The sequence below is a fragment of the Arthrobacter sp. zg-Y20 genome, from assembly GCF_030142075.1.
In the GTDB taxonomy this organism is placed as follows: Bacteria; Actinomycetota; Actinomycetes; order Actinomycetales; family Micrococcaceae; genus Arthrobacter_B.
Window position 1 is genome coordinate 1 of sequence record NZ_CP126241.1, and the last position, 16,598, is coordinate 16,598.

General features: G+C 63.3%; 14 protein-coding genes and 2 tRNA genes. 14 read left to right on the forward strand and 2 right to left on the reverse strand.

Going from position 1 to position 16,598, the window contains the following annotated elements:
* Positions 1 to 163: 163 nt before the first annotated feature.
* The 12 genes from dnaA (at position 164) to QNO06_RS00060 (ending at position 13,129) form a co-directional block, all read left to right on the forward strand.
* Positions 164 to 1,582 (forward strand): chromosomal replication initiator protein DnaA, encoded by a 1,419-nt coding sequence (gene dnaA / locus QNO06_RS00005; protein WP_227912338.1) that lies wholly within the window; start codon positions 164 to 166, stop codon positions 1,580 to 1,582.
* A gap of 603 nt (positions 1,583 to 2,185) precedes the next feature.
* Entirely contained in the window at positions 2,186 to 3,310 is a 1,125-nt protein-coding gene (gene dnaN, locus QNO06_RS00010; protein ID WP_227912340.1) for a DNA polymerase III subunit beta, read from the forward strand.
* Positions 3,311 to 3,360: 50 nt separating this feature from the next.
* Positions 3,361 to 4,272: a phosphogluconate dehydrogenase (NAD(+)-dependent, decarboxylating) gene (gene gnd, locus QNO06_RS00015; protein WP_227912342.1), complete on the forward strand. Its 912-nt coding sequence runs from the start codon at positions 3,361 to 3,363 to the stop codon at positions 4,270 to 4,272.
* A 53-nt stretch (positions 4,273 to 4,325) separates the two neighbouring features.
* A complete protein-coding gene (gene recF, locus QNO06_RS00020) occupies positions 4,326 to 5,510 on the forward strand; it encodes a DNA replication/repair protein RecF (RefSeq protein ID WP_227912344.1) in 1,185 nt (394 codons plus the stop codon).
* Complete coding sequence (locus QNO06_RS00025) at positions 5,494 to 6,021, forward strand: DciA family protein (protein ID WP_227912348.1); 528 nt, start codon at positions 5,494 to 5,496, stop codon at positions 6,019 to 6,021. Before recF ends, QNO06_RS00025 begins: the two co-directional genes overlap by 17 nt.
* A 296-nt stretch (positions 6,022 to 6,317) precedes the next feature.
* Positions 6,318 to 8,363 carry a DNA topoisomerase (ATP-hydrolyzing) subunit B gene (gene gyrB, locus QNO06_RS00030; RefSeq protein WP_227912423.1) on the forward strand — a complete coding sequence of 682 codons (2,046 nt, stop codon included), beginning with the start codon at positions 6,318 to 6,320 and terminating at the stop codon, positions 8,361 to 8,363.
* Between the two features lie 70 nt (positions 8,364 to 8,433).
* Complete coding sequence (gene gyrA / locus QNO06_RS00035; protein WP_227912350.1) at positions 8,434 to 11,091, forward strand: DNA gyrase subunit A; 2,658 nt, start codon at positions 8,434 to 8,436, stop codon at positions 11,089 to 11,091.
* Positions 11,088 to 11,597 (forward strand): DUF3566 domain-containing protein, encoded by a 510-nt coding sequence (locus QNO06_RS00040; RefSeq protein WP_227912352.1) that lies wholly within the window; start codon positions 11,088 to 11,090, stop codon positions 11,595 to 11,597. Before gyrA ends, QNO06_RS00040 begins: the two co-directional genes overlap by 4 nt.
* A 112-nt stretch (positions 11,598 to 11,709) precedes the next feature.
* Positions 11,710 to 11,783 (forward strand) — tRNA-Ile (locus tag QNO06_RS00045).
* Positions 11,784 to 11,828: 45 nt separating this feature from the next.
* Complete coding sequence (locus tag QNO06_RS00050; protein ID WP_227912355.1) at positions 11,829 to 11,948, forward strand: DLW-39 family protein; 120 nt, start codon at positions 11,829 to 11,831, stop codon at positions 11,946 to 11,948.
* 67 nt (positions 11,949 to 12,015) lie between these two features.
* Positions 12,016 to 12,088: transfer RNA gene (locus QNO06_RS00055), tRNA-Ala, on the forward strand.
* A gap of 120 nt (positions 12,089 to 12,208) precedes the next feature.
* Positions 12,209 to 13,129: a DMT family transporter gene (locus QNO06_RS00060; protein ID WP_227912356.1), complete on the forward strand. Its 921-nt coding sequence runs from the start codon at positions 12,209 to 12,211 to the stop codon at positions 13,127 to 13,129.
* Between the two features lie 104 nt (positions 13,130 to 13,233).
* Here QNO06_RS00060 and QNO06_RS00065 read toward each other — a convergent pair whose 3' ends face one another.
* Complete coding sequence (locus QNO06_RS00065) at positions 13,234 to 14,235, reverse strand: hypothetical protein (RefSeq protein WP_227912357.1); 1,002 nt, start codon at positions 14,233 to 14,235, stop codon at positions 13,234 to 13,236.
* A 151-nt stretch (positions 14,236 to 14,386) separates the two neighbouring features.
* Between QNO06_RS00065 and QNO06_RS00070 the strand changes: the two genes are divergently transcribed.
* Together QNO06_RS00070 and QNO06_RS00075 are read left to right on the forward strand one after the other, a co-directional pair.
* Positions 14,387 to 14,929 (forward strand): peptidylprolyl isomerase, encoded by a 543-nt coding sequence (locus tag QNO06_RS00070; protein ID WP_227912358.1) that lies wholly within the window; start codon positions 14,387 to 14,389, stop codon positions 14,927 to 14,929.
* Positions 14,930 to 15,147: 218 nt separating this feature from the next.
* Positions 15,148 to 15,852, forward strand: a complete 705-nt coding sequence (locus QNO06_RS00075; RefSeq protein WP_331460635.1) for a rhomboid family intramembrane serine protease — start codon at positions 15,148 to 15,150, stop codon at positions 15,850 to 15,852.
* A gap of 378 nt (positions 15,853 to 16,230) precedes the next feature.
* On the opposite strand, the gene QNO06_RS00080 is transcribed toward QNO06_RS00075, so the two are convergent.
* A complete protein-coding gene (locus tag QNO06_RS00080; protein WP_227912360.1) occupies positions 16,231 to 16,482 on the reverse strand; it encodes a cell division protein CrgA in 252 nt (83 codons plus the stop codon).
* Between the last annotated feature and the right edge of the window lie 116 nt (positions 16,483 to 16,598).

Sequence of the window (16,598 nt, forward strand, 5' to 3'; positions counted from 1 at the left end):
TGAACCAGCGGAATTCCAGCTACCACGACGGGAAATCATCCTCTAGGCTTGGCGTCGGGTACTTTATCCACTATCTGTGCATAACTCTGTGGATGAAGTGCCGGGATCCCCGCCGGGATCCCTGGTTTTCTTAGACCGCCGCGAGGCGTCACGAGAGGTTTTTGTGGGTACGGACGAAATCAACGATGTTGGCAGCTCTTGGCGCAAGGTCATTCGGACCCTGGAGACCGACGACAGGGTCACCCCACGACAGCGCGGATTCGTTGTGCTGGCGCAGGCCCAGGGCCTCATCGGCACCACCCTGCTGGTCGCCGTCCCGAATGAGTTGACGCGGGAAGTACTGCAGACGCAGCTTAAGAACATCCTCGATGAGGTCCTGCGCGGCGTCTTCCAGGCGGACATTCAGTGCGCGTTTGTTATCGATGCGGACCTCACACCCGTTGTCGAGGCTGAGCCCGAACCCGAGGAAGAGGCAGCGGCGCCCAGCCCGGTACCGTCCGGGGAAAGCGCCCCTTCACCTACTCCGCCCAGCACCAGCCAGGAATTCGGCCGGCTCAATCCGAAGTATGTCTTTGAAACCTTCGTGATTGGTTCATCCAACCGCTTTGCCCACGCCGCCGCCGTGGCCGTGGCGGAAGCACCGGCCAAGGCCTACAACCCGCTCTTTATCTACGGCGATTCCGGGCTGGGCAAGACCCACCTGCTGCACGCCATCGGCCACTATGCACGCCACCTGTACACGGGCATCCGGGTCCGGTACGTCAACTCGGAAGAATTCACCAACGACTTCATCAACTCCATCCGGTACGACGAAGGCGCCAGCTTCAAGCAGCTCTACCGCAACGTGGACATCCTGCTGATTGATGACATCCAGTTCCTGGCCAACAAGGATGCAACGCAGGAGGAGTTCTTCCACACCTTCAATGCGCTGCACAACCACAACAAGCAGGTGGTCATCACCTCCGACCTGCCGCCCAAGCAGCTTTCCGGATTCGAGGAACGCATGCGCTCACGGTTCGAATGGGGCCTGCTCACTGATGTGCAGCCGCCGGAACTCGAAACCCGCATTGCCATCCTCCGGAAAAAGGCCATCGGAGACAGCCTTAGTGCCCCGGACGACGTGTTGGAGTACATCGCCTCCAAAATCTCCACCAATATTCGCGAGCTTGAAGGCGCCTTGATCCGAGTCACTGCGTTCGCCAGCCTGAACCGCCAGCAGGTCGACGTCGGACTGGCAGAGATTGTGTTGAAGGACCTGATCACCGACGACGGCGCGCAGGAAATCACTGCCGCGTCCATCCTCGGGCAGACTGCGGCGTACTTCCAGATCAGCCTGGAGGAACTGTGCAGCAAGTCGCGGACGCGCACCCTGGTGACCGCGCGGCAGATTGCCATGTACTTGTGCCGGGAGCTCACGGACATGTCCCTGCCGAAGATCGGCCAGGAGCTTGGCGGGCGCGACCACACGACCGTGATCCATGCGGACCGGAAGATCCGTGAACTGATGGCTGAACGCCGCGCCATTTACAACCAGGTCACGGAGCTCACCAACCGCATCAAGCAACAGCAGCGCGAGGCCTGATCCGCCCGGTTTACAGAGCCCCGCAGGGGCTCGAATTAACATTTGTGGACAAGGGTGTGGATAACCCGGTGGACAACCCGTGTTTACCCACACTTCCCTGTGGATACGCGGAACCCTCGAAAAGTTTCCAACACCCCCGCCGCCAACCGCTGCAGAGGATCCACAGGTTATCAACAGGCTTAAACAGCCGGGATGCGGGGACACCGCGGGTTATCCACAGTATCCACAGGAGTTATTAACACTACGGACCTTAAGCAATTCGGTTCCACCAAATAACAACTAAGCTCAAGACCCCTCGGACCAACCAGCCATCCGGCAGCTCAAATACATCAAAGACGAGCATGCACCCGTGCTGCCGCCTGTTGAATCACAAACCCGGTACATCGTTGGCCAGGACCGGGCTAAGCTGTCACAGAGTATGGTTGTCATTCGCATGCATCCGCCTCCAACCCATCCACAGATGGAGGGATGAGGGCGGACACAGGCGGTGGCGGACATGCCACCCCACCAAGTTCCACACATGTTCCACCACGGAACTCACCTCGAGTTCTGAAACAAGTTCAGTTGTACTGAGAAGTACGTTGCGAAAGGCGGCACCCTTCAGTGAAGTTCAGAGTTGAGCGGGATGTCCTGGCAGAGGCCGTCACGTGGACAGCACGATCCCTGTCCCCGCGCCCGCCGGTTCCTGTCCTTTCGGGGCTGCTTATCAAAGCCGAAAACGGTTCCTTGAGCCTGGCCAGTTTCGATTACGAAATCTCGGCCCGGTTGCAGATTCCTGCCGATGTCAGCGAAGAAGGCACCATCCTGGTCTCCGGCCGCCTCCTTGCGGAGATCTGTCGCAGCCTGCCATCCGCCCCGGTGGAGGTCGAGACCGACGGCGCAAAGGTGACGCTGACCTGCCGCAACAGCCGCTTCAACCTGGCCACCATGCCCGAGGCGGAATATCCGGAACTTCCCGCGCTTCCCGAAGTCAGCGGCGTAGTCGACGGCGATGCCTTCGCGCAGGCTGTTTCCCAGGTCATCATCGCCGCGAGCCGGGATGACACGCTGCCCATCCTGACCGGTGTCCGGATGGAAATTGAAGACGATCTCATTACGTTCCTGGCAACTGACCGTTACCGGCTGGCCCTGCGTGAACTGGCCTGGAAGCCTACGGTTCCGGGCATCTCCACCAGTGCGCTGGTCAAGGCCAAAACCCTCAACGAAGTTGCCAAGACACTTGGCAGCGCCGGCGACCTGAACATCGCGTTGTCCGAGGACAGCGAACTGATCGGCTTTGAAAGCGGAGGCCGGCGGACCACGTCGCTTCTGGTTGACGGCGACTACCCCAAGATCCGGTCGCTTTTCCCGGAAAACACCCCCATCCACGCCACCGTGGAAACACATGCCCTGGTTGAGGCGGTCCGCCGCGTATCCCTGGTTGCCGAGCGCAATACCCCGGTGCGTCTGGCCTTCACCGACGGCCAGCTGACACTCGACGCCGGCACCGGCGAGGATGCGCAGGCCTCCGAAGCGCTTGAGGCCGCACTTGTCGGCGACGACATCACTGTTGCCTTCAACCCGCACTACCTGAGCGAAGGCCTTGGTGCCTTCCCCAGCAAATACGTCCGCTTTTCCTTCACCACACCTCCCAAACCGGCGGTCATTTCGGCCCAGGAAGAGCTCACCGGCGAGGACCAGGCCGACTACCGGTACCTGTTGATGCCGGTGCGGCTTCCCAACCAGTAAGGCCTCGGTCACCGGATCCGCTGCCCGGGAGCCCAATCAGAGGAGCAGAAATGCACATCGGCCTCATCGGACTCGGGAAAATGGGTTACGGAATGCGTGCAAGACTGCGCCGTAACAATGTGGATGTAACAGGATTTGACAGGGACCCCGTTCATAGTGACGTGGGATCGCTGGCGGAAATGGTTGCCGAGCTGCCGGTTCCGCGGATTGTGTGGGTCATGGTTCCGGCCGGTGATCCCACGGACGGAACCCTCGCCGAGCTTTCGGAGGTACTCGAAACCGGAGACCTGGTGATCGACGGCGGGAACTCCAGGTTCAGTGATGACCGGGAAGCCTCCCGGCTGCTGGGCCTGAAAGGGATCCGTTTCCTGGACTGCGGCGTTTCCGGGGGTATCCGGGGCCAGGACAACGGGTACGGGCTGATGGTCGGCGGCTCGGCGGAAGATGTGGATCGGGCCATGCCTGTCTTTGACGCCCTCCGCCCGGACGGTGACCGGGCGGAAAGCTTCGTCCACGCCGGCCGTACGGGTGCCGGGCATTACGCGAAGATGGTCCACAACGGGATTGAATATGGGCTGATGCAGTCCTATGCAGAGGGATATGAACTCCTGGCAGCCAAAGACATCATCGAAGATGTTCCGGGTATCCTCGGGGCTTGGCAGCAGGGAACGGTGGTGCGGTCCTGGCTGCTGGAGCTGGCGGTCAAGGCACTGCAGGAGGACCCCGGACTAAGCGGAACCGCCGGCCGGGCTGATGATTCGGGGGAGGGACGCTGGGCTGTGGAAGAGGCCGTGGCCTCGGGCATCCCGGCTCCTGCGATCACGGCCGCCCTGTATGCCAGGTTTGCCTCCCGGCAGCAGGACGCGCCGGCCATGCGGATGGTGGCCGCACTGCGCCGCCAGTTCGGCGGCCATGAGGTGCACAAAGTTGTCCGCCCGGATCCGGACCTGCCGAGCGCGTAAGGTAAAAAGACCGGAACCAACTGAGACCTACAGGATGGGAGAGCACGGAACCGATGTACGTTGACCATCTGTCGCTGACCGGTTTCCGGAGTTATCCCCAGCTGGACGTGCGGCTCGAGCCCGGCGTCACCGTGTTTGTCGGGCCAAACGGAACAGGCAAGACCAACATCGTCGAAGCCATCGGTTACCTGGCCACACTCTCTTCCCACCGGGTTAGCACAGATGCGCCGCTGGTGAACTTCGACGCCGGTCAGGCACTGGTCCGGGCTCGGCTGGTCCGCGGTTCCCAGGCCACCTCGGTGGAATTGGAACTCAACCCTGGCCGCAGCAACAGGGCGCGGATCAACCGTGCCAATCCGGTGCGGGCCCGTGACATTCTCGGCCTGTGCCGCACTGTCCTTTTTGCCCCGGAGGACCTGGCCCTGGTCAAGGGTGATCCGGGCAGCCGCAGGCGGTTCCTCGACGAACTCATTGTTTCCCTGGTCCCCCACCATGCCGCTACGCGTGCCGATTATGAACGGGTGCTGAAACAGCGGAACGCGCTGTTGAAGTCGGCGCGCGCCACGGGCCGTTTCACTGCAGCGCACGAAGCCACGCTCGAGGTATGGGACCAGCACATGGCCGAGGCGGGCGCACGGCTGGTCGCTGCCCGGCTGCAGGCATTGGAACGGCTGCAGCCGCATCTGCAGGCGGCCTACCGGGACCTGACAGACGGTTCAAAGGCGGCAAAGGCGGTTTACCGCTCCACCTTGCAGGGAGCGGTAAACGACGACGGCGCGGTCGAAGGTGCCCAGGACCCCGATGAGCTGTACGCCCTCGGCACGGAGGAACTGACCGAACGCTTCCTGCAGGCCTTTGCCGCCAACCGGCGGCGGGAGATTGACCGCGGCATTTCGCTGGTCGGCCCGCACCGGGACGAGCTGGAACTCATCCTCGGGCAGGCCCCGGCCAAGGGGTACGCCTCGCACGGAGAAACCTGGTCCTTTGCCCTGGCCCTTCGGCTGGGTTCCTACTACCTGCTGACCAGCGACGATCCCACGCCCGGGGCCGGGCCCATCCTGATCCTCGACGATGTATTTGCCGAACTGGATGTGCAGCGCCGGCAGCGTCTTGCCGGAATCGTTGCCGGAGCAGAGCAGGTGCTGGTCACCGCAGCGGTGGGAGATGACATTCCGGAGGCGCTGGCGGGGCGCATCATCACGGTGGTTCCCGGAGGCATCAGTGTGCCCGTCTCCTGACGCAGACAATCCGGACGAACGCCCCGATGCCGCACGCGAACAGCTGAACCGCATGCGCCAGGCCGCACTTGCCCGCGGCAACCAGCGCACGCCGGCAACCCGGCGCAAAACAGGGAAGCGGCAGCAGGGCCCGTTCATCCCGGGCGAATATGTAGGCCGGGACCCGCAGGGCTTGGGCAAGGTGTTCACCCGGTTCGTCAGCGAACGCGGTTGGAACTCCCCCGTTGCCGTCGGATCGGTGATTTCCCGGTGGGAGGAATTGGTGGGAAGCGAGGTCAGTGCCCACTGCAAGCCCGAGTCCTTCCAGGACACCACCGTCCAGGTCCGCTGTGATTCCACGGCCTGGGCCACGCAGCTGCGGTTGCTCCGTGATGCCCTGATTGCCCGCTTCGACTCCGAACTGGGTCCCGGCGTCGTTACCAAGATCGAAGTGATCGGACCCGCGGCACCCAACTGGCGCAAGGGCTTGAGAAGCGTCAAGGGCCGCGGCCCCCGTGATACCTACGGATAAATCCCGGCCGCAGGCCCCGCCGTGATCCACGCCACCCGGCCCTTCTCCGGCAGCGTAATTCGAAGCCTTGCAGGAGCCGGTCAGGGGCTTTGGGACCCCCGGACCGGTATCCGGCCTTATCCGGGGCGGTGCGGTTGGCTGCAAACCGTCATTAGTGGCCTGCCAGAGGGTGTTTTGGGCAGGTTTACGGCTCGCAGCGCGGTAGAATTGACGGTGGAGATGCCTGTCCGCTGGGGAGGCTTCAATTCTGACGAACACAAGAGGAGTCGACAGCACCTGTGGCTAACGACAATGAGATGGACAACTCAGAGGTAACACCAGAGGACCACACCGCCCCGGAAAACTCCACCCCCGTGGAATACGGCGCGAATGAAATTACGGTCCTGGAAGGCCTTGAGGCAGTCCGTAAGCGCCCGGGCATGTACATCGGTTCCACCGGCCCCCGAGGGCTGCACCACCTGGTGTACGAAGTGGTGGACAACTCGGTTGATGAGGCCCTGGCTGGCTACTGCGACCACATTGAAGTGGTGCTGCAGGCCGACGGCGGCGTCAGAGTTACTGATAACGGCCGCGGCATCCCCGTAGACATGCACCCCACCGAGGGCATCCCCACCGTCCAGGTGGTTATGACCATCCTGCACGCCGGCGGCAAGTTCGGCGGCGGCGGGTACGCCGTGTCCGGCGGCCTGCACGGCGTGGGTATTTCAGTGGTCAACGCCCTCTCCGAACGGGTGGAAACCGAAGTACGCCGGCAGGGTTACACCTGGCACCAGAGCTTCGCGAACGGCGGCCACCCCGTGGGTGAACTGCGCCAGGGCGAGGCAACCGAGGAAACCGGCACCACCCAGACGTTCTACCCGGACCCGGAAATCTTCGAAACCACCGAGTTCGACTTTGAAACCCTGCGTGCCCGCTTCCAGCAGATGGCCTTCCTGAACAAGGGCCTGCGGATCCGGCTCACCGACGAGCGGACGCTCGAAGAGGAAACCGAGGAAATCACCGAGGCTCCCGACGGAGCCGGAGACGCGGCGCCGAAGCACCGCATGGTGGACTACCTGTACGCGGACGGCCTCCTGGACTACGTCAAGCACCTGAACTCCTCGAAGAAGGTTGAAGTAGTCCACGACGACGTCATCGCCTTTGAAACCGAGGATTCGGATAAGAAGATGGCCGTGGAGATGGCCATGCAGTGGACCACCGCTTACTCGGAGAGCGTCCACACCTACGCGAACACCATCAACACGCATGAAGGCGGAACGCACGAAGAAGGCTTCCGCGCCGCCATGACGTCGCTGATCAACCGGTACGCCCGTGAGAAGAACATCATCAAGGAAAAGGATGACAACCTCACCGGTGACGACATCCGCGAAGGCCTGACCGCAGTCATCTCGGTCAAGCTGGCCGAACCGCAGTTCGAGGGCCAGACGAAGACCAAGCTTGGCAACTCCGAGGTCAAGGGCTTTGTTCAGCGTGTGGTCACCGACCAGCTCGGCGATTGGCTTGAGCGCAACCCCGGCCCGGCCCGCGACGTCATCCGCAAGTCCATCCAGGCCTCGCAGGCCCGGATGGCTGCCCGCAAGGCGCGTGAATCCACCCGCCGGAAGGGCCTGCTGGAATCCGGCGGCATGCCCGGCAAGCTGAAGGACTGCTCCTCCAAGGACCCGTCCAGGTCCGAAATCTACATCGTGGAAGGTGACTCGGCCGGCGGCTCCGCCGTCCGCGGCCGCAACCCCGAGACCCAGGCCATCCTGCCGCTGCGCGGCAAGATCCTCAACGTGGAACGGGCCCGCCTCGACCGGGCACTGAGCAACGCCGAAGTCCAGGCCATGATCACCGCCTTCGGTGCCGGCATCGGTGAGGACTTCGACGTCGAAAAGGCCCGCTACCACAAGATCGTGCTGATGGCCGATGCAGACGTTGACGGCCAGCACATCACCACGCTGCTGCTGACCCTGCTGTTCCGCTACATGCGTCCGCTGATCGAAAGCGGTTACGTGTACCTGGCCCAGCCGCCGCTGTACCGGATCAAGTGGTCCAACCACGCCCACGACTACGTCTACAGCGACCGGGAACGGGACGAAGTGATTGCCCGCGGTCTGGCCAACAACCAGCGCCTGCCGAAGGAAAACGGCATCCAGCGTTACAAGGGCCTGGGCGAGATGGACTACACCGAGCTCTGGGACACCACCATGGACCCCGAGCACCGCACGCTGCTGCAGGTCACCATGGACGACGCAGCCGCCGTGGACTCGGTCTTCTCGGTCCTCATGGGCGAAGACGTCGAATCCCGCCGCAGCTTCATCCAGCAGAACGCCAAGGATGTGCGCTTCCTGGACATCTAGCGGATTCGCCCAGCCGGCCCCCGCTGCCGGCGAACATGGACTTTAGCGACATAGAACGGAAGCAGAACCAATGAGTGATGAGACTCCCGAGGTAACCGGGGACACGGCTCCCCTGGCCGGGACCGCACTGACCGACAGGGTCGAGCAAATCGACCTGCAGACCGAGATGCAGCGTTCCTACCTTGACTACGCCATGGCTGTCATTGTGGGACGTGCGCTGCCCGACGTGCGCGACGGGCTCAAGCCCGTGCACCGCCGCGTCCTGTACGCGATGTTCGACGGCGGGTACCGCCCGGACCGTTCCTTCAACAAGTGCGCCCGTGTGGTGGGCGAGGTCATGGGCCAGTACCACCCGCACGGCGACTCGGCGATTTATGATGCCCTCGTCCGCCTGATCCAGGACTGGACCATGCGCTACCCGCTGGCCCTGGGCCAGGGCAACTTCGGTTCGCCGGGTAACGACGGCGCTGCGGCGCCGCGGTATACCGAAACGAAGATGGCGCCGCTGGCCATGGAAATGGTCCGGGACATTGACGAGGAAACCGTCGATTTCCAGGACAACTACGATGGCCGCAACCAGGAACCGACCATTCTTCCCTCCCGGTTCCCGAACCTCCTGGTCAACGGTTCCTCCGGCATTGCTGTCGGCATGGCCACCAACATCCCGCCGCACAACCTGCGCGAGGTTGTGGACGGTGTCCAGTGGTACCTGCAGAACCCGGACGCACCGAACGATGTGCTGCTTGAGGAACTGATCCGGCGGGTCAAGGGCCCCGACTTCCCCACCGGCGCCACCATCCTGGGCCACAAGGGAATCGAGGACGCCTACCGCACCGGCCGCGGCTCCATCACCATGCGTGCCGTGGTGAACGTGGAGGAACTCCAGGGCCGTACCTGCCTGGTGGTCACCGAACTCCCCTACCAGGCCAACCCGGACAACCTGGCCGTCAAGATTGCCGAACTGGTCAAGGACGGCAAGATCACCGGCATCGCCGACATGCGCGATGAAACTTCCGGCCGCACCGGCCAGCGCCTGGTGATCGTGCTCAAGCGTGACGCCGTGGCGAAGGTGGTCCTGAACAACCTGTACAAGCACACGCAGCTGCAGGACAACTTCGGTGCCAACATGCTGGCCATCGTGGACGGGGTGCCCCGCACGCTGAGCCTGGATGCCTTCATCCGGCACTGGGTGACCCACCAGCTCGAAGTGATTGTCCGCCGCACCCGGTACCGCCTGCGCAAGGCCGAGGAAGCTGCGCACATCCTGCGCGGCCTGCTCAAGGCCCTGGATGCCCTCGACGAGGTCATCGCCCTGATCCGGCGGTCCTCCACGGTGGAAGATGCACGGACCGGCCTGATGGGCCTGCTGGAAATCGACGAAATCCAGTCGCAGGCCATCCTCGATATGCAGCTGCGCCGCTTGGCTGCCCTGGAACGCCAGAAGATCCAGGACCAGCACGCGAAGCTTGAAGCTGAAATCGCCGAATACAACATCATCCTGGCTTCCGAAGAACGCCAGCGTTCCATTGTCAGCGAGGAACTGCAGGAAATCGCCGACAAATACGGTGACGACCGCCGCACCAAGATCCTCATGGGCTATGACGGCGACATGAGCATGGAAGACCTCATTCCCGAAGAGGAAATGGTGGTCACCATCACCCGCGGCGGCTACGTCAAGCGCACCCGCAGTGACAACTACCGGCAGCAGGCCCGGGGCGGCAAGGGCATCAAGGGCGCCCAGCTGCGCGGGGACGACGTCGTGGAGCACTTCTTCGTCACCACCACCCACCACTGGCTGCTGTTCTTCACCAACCTTGGCCGGGTTTACCGTGCCAAGGCCTACGAACTGGCCGAAGCCGGGCGGGATGCCAAGGGCCAGCACGTGGCGAACCTGCTGGCCTTCCAGCCGGACGAGCACATTGCCCAGGTCCTGGCGCTGCCGGATTACGACGCCGCCCCGTACCTGGTGCTGGCCACTAAGCGCGGCCTGGTGAAGAAGACCCGTCTGGCGGACTACGACACCAACCGCTCTGCCGGCGTTATTGCCATCAACCTCCGCGACGAAGACGAATTGGTTTCCGCCCAGCTGGTCTCCGAAACCGATGACCTGATGCTGGTTTCGCGGCTGGGCCAGTCGCTGCGCTTCACGGCCACCGACGACGCGCTGCGTCCCATGGGCCGTGCCACCTCCGGTGTCACGGGCATGAAGTTCCGTGAGGATGACGAACTGCTGGCGGCCGACGTCGTCACCGAGGACTCCTTTGTCTTCACCGTGACCGAGGGCGGCTACGCCAAGCGCACCAGCGCGGACGAATACCGGGTCCAGGGCCGTGGCGGCCTGGGTATCAAGGTGGGCAAGTACGCCGAGGACCGCGGCCATCTGGTCGGTGCCATGGTGGTCCAGGAAGAAGACGAGGTCCTGGTGGTTATGCAGGGCGGCAAGGTAGTCCGGTCCTCCGTGACCGGTGTGCCCGCCAAGGGCCGCGACACCATGGGTGTTATCTTCGCCAAGCCGGACAAGAATGACCGGATTATCGCCGTTGCGCGGAACTCCGAGCGCGACTTGGCGGTCGAAGAGGACGAAAACTCCGAAGACGGAACATCAGGCACGGCACCGGTAACCGCCGGAACCGAACCTGTGGGGGCCGCAGGCGATGAAGTACCGTTGTCTACAGACGAAACGGCTGGGCGCGATGCACAGTCAGCACAAGATGGAGGTAACGAGTGAGCTCGACCAACTCAAGCCCTAGGTCGTCCTCGGGCGCCGGGCCGCGGGTGAAGACCCCGGCACGGCCGGCCCAGCGCCCTGGGGGAGGTCAGAGCGCAGCGGGGAACCGCCAGCCGCTGGTGAAACCCGTACCCAAGGCCAAAGCCCGCAAGGCCCGGCTACTGGTCAGCAAGATCGATCCCTGGTCCGTCCTGAAGATGGCGTTCCTGCTGTCGGTTGCACTGGGCGTGGTCACCGTGGTGGCAGCCATCGTGCTGTGGACCGTGCTGGACCTGACCGGCATCTTCGACCGGGTTAACACCCTGCTGGGCGAGATTGCCGGCAGCGAGTCCGGCGGCTTCGACCTCCGGGACTTCGCTTCCCTGGGCCAGGTGGTGTCCTTCGCGACCATCATCGCCGTGGTGAATGTGCTGCTGCTGACGGCACTGTCCATGCTGGCCGCCGTGCTCTACAACATTGCCTCCACGCTGGTCGGCGGCATTGGTGTGACCCTCACCGACGACTAGTGTTTTCCGGTTCCGGACGCGCTCCTGCAGCCGCTCCGGAACCGGAAAACAGCCCGATTTGTTCTTCCGGGCAAAGGTACGGTAGAGTCATATCTCGGCCCGAAGAGGTTCGGGGCGTATAGCTCAGGCGGTTAGAGCGCTTCGCTGATAACGAAGAGGTCCCAGGTTCAAGTCCTGGTACGCCCACGGAACACCTTGCAAAAGGTGAACCGGAACGGCAAGGAGGATTCCATGAAGAAGTTGCTGACGGTCATGGCAGCGGCTGCTGCTGGAGTCTTCGCCTATAAGAAGTGGCAGGAAACTGCCGCTGAGAAGACAGTTTGGAAGGAATCGACCGACAAGGTCGGCTAACCGCCAAAAGGTCGAATCTGGTAACCCGGCCGGTAATGGTGGGTTATACTGGATAGGTTCTCATTTCGGGGGCATGGCGCAATTGGTAGCGCACCTGCTTTGCAAGCAGGGGGTTCGGGGTTCGAGTCCCCGTGCCTCCACCGAAAGAATAGACAGAAGGTCCCCGCTCCTTGGAGCGGGGACCTTCTGCGTTAAGCCGCTGTGACTCCCGGAAACAGTCCGGCGCCGGTGCAGGAGCGGGGCTGCACTACTGTTGGCCTGTGAATATTTTCCTGGCCGCAGTGGGTGTCCTGGGCGTGTCCGCGTCCGGGCCCATTATGGCCGCTACGGCTGCCCCCGCCCTTGCCATCGCCTTCTGGCGCAATGCCCTGGGCGCGGTACTCATGGGCGGTCCCGCAGCTTTGGGACGGCGCCGGGAATTCGCACGGCTTGGGGCACGCGAGTACCGGTGGACTGCCGTTGCGGCGGTGGCCCTGGCATTTCACTTCGCCTGCTTCATCACTTCACTGCAGCTGACGTCCGTGGCCGCGGCTACGGCGCTTGTCTGCCTCCAAGCGGGGTGGATCGCCCTGTTTAATGTGCTGCGCGGTATCCGGGTTGCGCCTGTTGTGTTGGCAGGGCTGGCCGCCGCGTTCGCCGGAGTTGTGGTGATTTCCGGCTTTGACCTGGGTCTTTCGCGGGAGGCACTGATCGGGGATGTCCTGGCGGTGGCCGGCGGTGCCCTCGCGGGTGTCTACACCATCGCAGGCGGAAAAGCCCGTGAGTCCATGTCTACGGGCACGTACACCACTCTCTGCTACGGAGCATGCGCCGTGCTGCTCCTGGCGCTCTGTGCGGTCTTCCGGCAGCCGCTGGTCGGCTTTCCGCCGGCGGCGTGGCTGGGGATCCTCGGTGTAACCGTGGTGGCGCAGATCCTGGGCCACTCGGTGTTCAACCACCTGCTGGCTGTCATCAGCCCGTTGGTGGTTTCCATGATTATCCTGCTGGAGATCCCCGGCGCGGCCATCCTGGCGGCGGTGTTCCTGCACGAGCAGCTTCCGGCGGGCACATACGCCGGGCTGGGCCTTATCCTCGCCGGATTAACGGTGGTAGTGGCCGGACAGGGCAGGGCACGACGCCGGCCCGGCACCGAACCTATCCCCCCGGCACCACCGGCCCTGGGCGGAGACGTGCAACCCTAGTTCAGAGAGCAGCCCGGCACATAAGGCCGGAACCAAAACAGGGAGGTCCCCGCCGCAGCGGGGACCTCCCTGTTTTTTCTTGCCGGTATTTTTTCTAACCGGTGTTACTTCTTGCCGGTGTTGTTATCTGAGTGGGCGCCTGAAGGCTTGGCAGCTTCCTTGGCCTCGCCCGCGGCTTCCTTGCTGTGCTTGCCGGCTTCGGATGCCTTGTCGCCGGAACGGGAGGCAGCACGCTCGGCTGCTTCCTTGATACTGGCGACCGTTTCCTTGGTCTCAGAGGAGGCAGCCGCAGCGTTCGTGCCGGCCTTCTCGGCCGGAGTGGAGGCAGCCGCAGCCTTCGGCTTGGGCACCTCGACCGGTGCCGGCGTCGCCGGCTCAGCGGGCTTGGCCGTGGAGGCCCCGGAGGAGGTCCCGGTAGCCGCCGGTGCCGGAGCCGTGGCGGGAGTGGTGGCAGCAGCCGGCTTCGGTGCGGGGGTCTTCCAAGGATCCTCAACCGGACGCGAGGCACGCCAGGCAGCTACGCCGGCGGTGACGGCAGCGGCGATGATGCCGAAGACCAGCCACCCCTTGCCGCCGCCCTTCTGGTTCTTGCGGGCCTGCTTGGCAGCCTGGGCTGCAGCCTTCTGTGCGCGCTTGAGCGCCTTCTTGTTGCCCGTGACCTTGGAAACCGCGGTCTGTACAGGAACGTTGGCTGCCGTCAGGCTGCGCGAAACGCTGTCCGCGGCCACACCGATCCGGGTGGAAAGCGCCGGGAGGTAATCGTCGACGACGCGGTCCTTCGCGGTGTTCAGGGCCGGTGTAGCCCGGTCCAGGGTGCTCTGGATCCGCGGAGCGGCTTCATCCACAGCGTGGCTGATCCGCGGCCCAACCTTCTCAAGCCCGCCTTGGATGCGGGGCGTTACGGTGGCTACGCCCTGGGCAAGCTCGTCAGCAGCACGCTTGATACCGTCCTGGATCTTCGGAGATGCGGTTTCGATCCCCTTCTCAATGCGCGGAACGGCCCAGCCCTTGGCTGCGTCCACCTTGGGCGAAGCCCAGTCGCGGGCCGTTACGAGGCCAGCAGCCACATTGGCTTCAAGGTCATGGGTGATGCGGTCCTTCTTCAAAACTACCTCCCGGGATAGTGTCGTTTCAGCCTTAGCCTACGTGTTCGAGCTGATCTCTGCTATCGGAGGCCGCGGCAGGCCGCGGTTTTCACTGTGCGCTGAACCTGCCGGTTTCCGCCCCTGTGCGCAAGCGCCGTGGAAGAATGTTGTTATGACTGCTATTCCTACAGCAAAAGCGACCATCCACACGTCCATGGGCGATATCCGTATCAACCTGTTCGGCAACCATGCCCCCAAGACGGTCAAGAACTTCGTTGGCCTGGCCACCGGTGAGATCGAGTGGACCGACCCGGCAACGGGTGAAAAGACGAGCCGCCCGCTCTACGACGGTACGATCTTCCACCGCATCATCAAGGATTTCATGATCCAGGGCGGCGATCCCCTGGGCCGCGGCACCGGCGGACCCGGCTACCAGTTCGACGACGAAATCAACCCCGACCTTGATTTCGCCACCCCGTACAAGCTGGCCATGGCCAACGCCGGCATCCAGATGGGACGCGGCACCAACGGTTCGCAGTTCTTCATCACCTCGGTGCCCACCACGTGGCTGCAGGGAAAGCACACCATCTTCGGTGAGGTTGCCGACGACGAGTCCCGCGCATTGGTCGACCAGCTCAATGCGGTCTCCACCGACGGACGCGACAAGCCGACCGAAGACGTGGTTATCAACAGCATTACCGTCGAGCAGCTCTAACCTGTTCGAAGGGTGCCCCGGCCGGACTATCCGGCCGGGGCCTTTCGTCAATCCGGGAGTTTCGAGCAATGTCATATGGAGTGCCGGCCGGAGCGCCGGCGTCGCAGGTTCCAGTGTGTCCGCGCCATCCGGACCGGGTCAGCTATATCCGCTGCCAGCGTTGCGGACGCCCGGCCTGCCCTGAATGCCAGCACAACGCCGCCGTAGGCGTGCAGTGCGTGGATTGCTTTGCCGAACAGAACCGGAAGCAGCCGGCCTACCGCACCGTGTACGGCGGACGCACGGCCCCGGCTGCCGGGACGGGCAAACCGGTAGTAACCATCACCATCATGGCGATTTGCGCCGCTGCCTTCCTCCTGCAGCTGGCGGTCCCCGGCTTTACCTCCGACTTCTGGTACCGGCCGGTCTACACGGACTATGAGCCGTGGAGGATGCTGACGTCTGCCTTCCTGCATTCAGCAGGCGGCTTCGTCCACATTGCTTTCAACCTCTATGCGCTGTGGTTCCTGGGCCGGACGCTGGAGCCGATGTTCGGCCGGGCGCGCTTCGCCCTGCTCTATCTGATCTCGGCCGTAGGCGGCTCGGTGGGCGTTATGTACCTTGCCGACCCCGGAACACCTGTCGTGGGAGCCTCGGGAGCGATCTTCGGGCTCTTCGGTGCACTGTTCGTGGTGATCCGCCAGCGGAGGGGTGAACTGCGTTCCCTGGTGATCCTGCTCCTGCTCAACCTGGTGATGGGCTTTGTCTTCCCGAATATCGCCTGGCAGGCCCACGTGGGTGGACTGGTGACCGGGGCCGCCTGCGCGGCCATCATTGCCTATGCGCCCCGGGGTAAGAACCGGACGGTTGTCCAGTTGCTGGGGCTGGCGGCCATAGCCCTGCTCCTGGTGGTGGCAACCATCCTTTGGCCGTCTCCCGTGTAGCGCTTGCCTGCCCGTGCGTGCCCGCTGTCCTTGTGACGGCGGGCACTGTGCATTAAGGCAAAGTTATCCACAGAGATACCCACAGTGTTAATAACTAACAAGCGTGTAGTTTCTCCTCCGGACCAGCGATCCACAGGGTTATCCATAGCCTGAACGGACTTACACACATGTAATTCCACAGCTGTGGATAACCCGGATCCCTTTGTTTGCGCGGAAGTTGCGGAAGTAACCCACAGAGTTACCCACACCTGTGGATAACTCCGTGCACAACCTGTGAACAACAGGAAAACCGGGGATAACGACTTCAGGCCAACAGAAAGGGCCCTCCGGCTGCGGGTGGCAGCGGGAAGGCCCCTAAGGTTGCGAGGCTGAACGGAGTCAGCGCCAGCGCGTAGTCATCAGAAACCCCACAATGGCAATAGCAAAGCCCACCAGGATGTTGGCGGCACCCAGAGACGGGACGGGGAAGCCTCCCTGGGTGATGTAGTAGGTGATGATCCACAGCAACCCGATGATCATCAGGCCGAACATCACCGGCTTGTACCAAACGGGGTTCGGCTTGGCTGCGGAATTAACACGGGGCTCGGCAGCGGGGCGCGGCGGCTTCTTGCGGGACTTGGACTCAGGCACGGATCCTCCTGGCAGAACCGGCTCTGCGGATGCCGGCGGTTTGTTGGTGGCGGTCTCAGGGGCGGGGACAACACTGCATGGCTGCAGGCGCTGCATGGCACGGCTTCCCGTTCCTG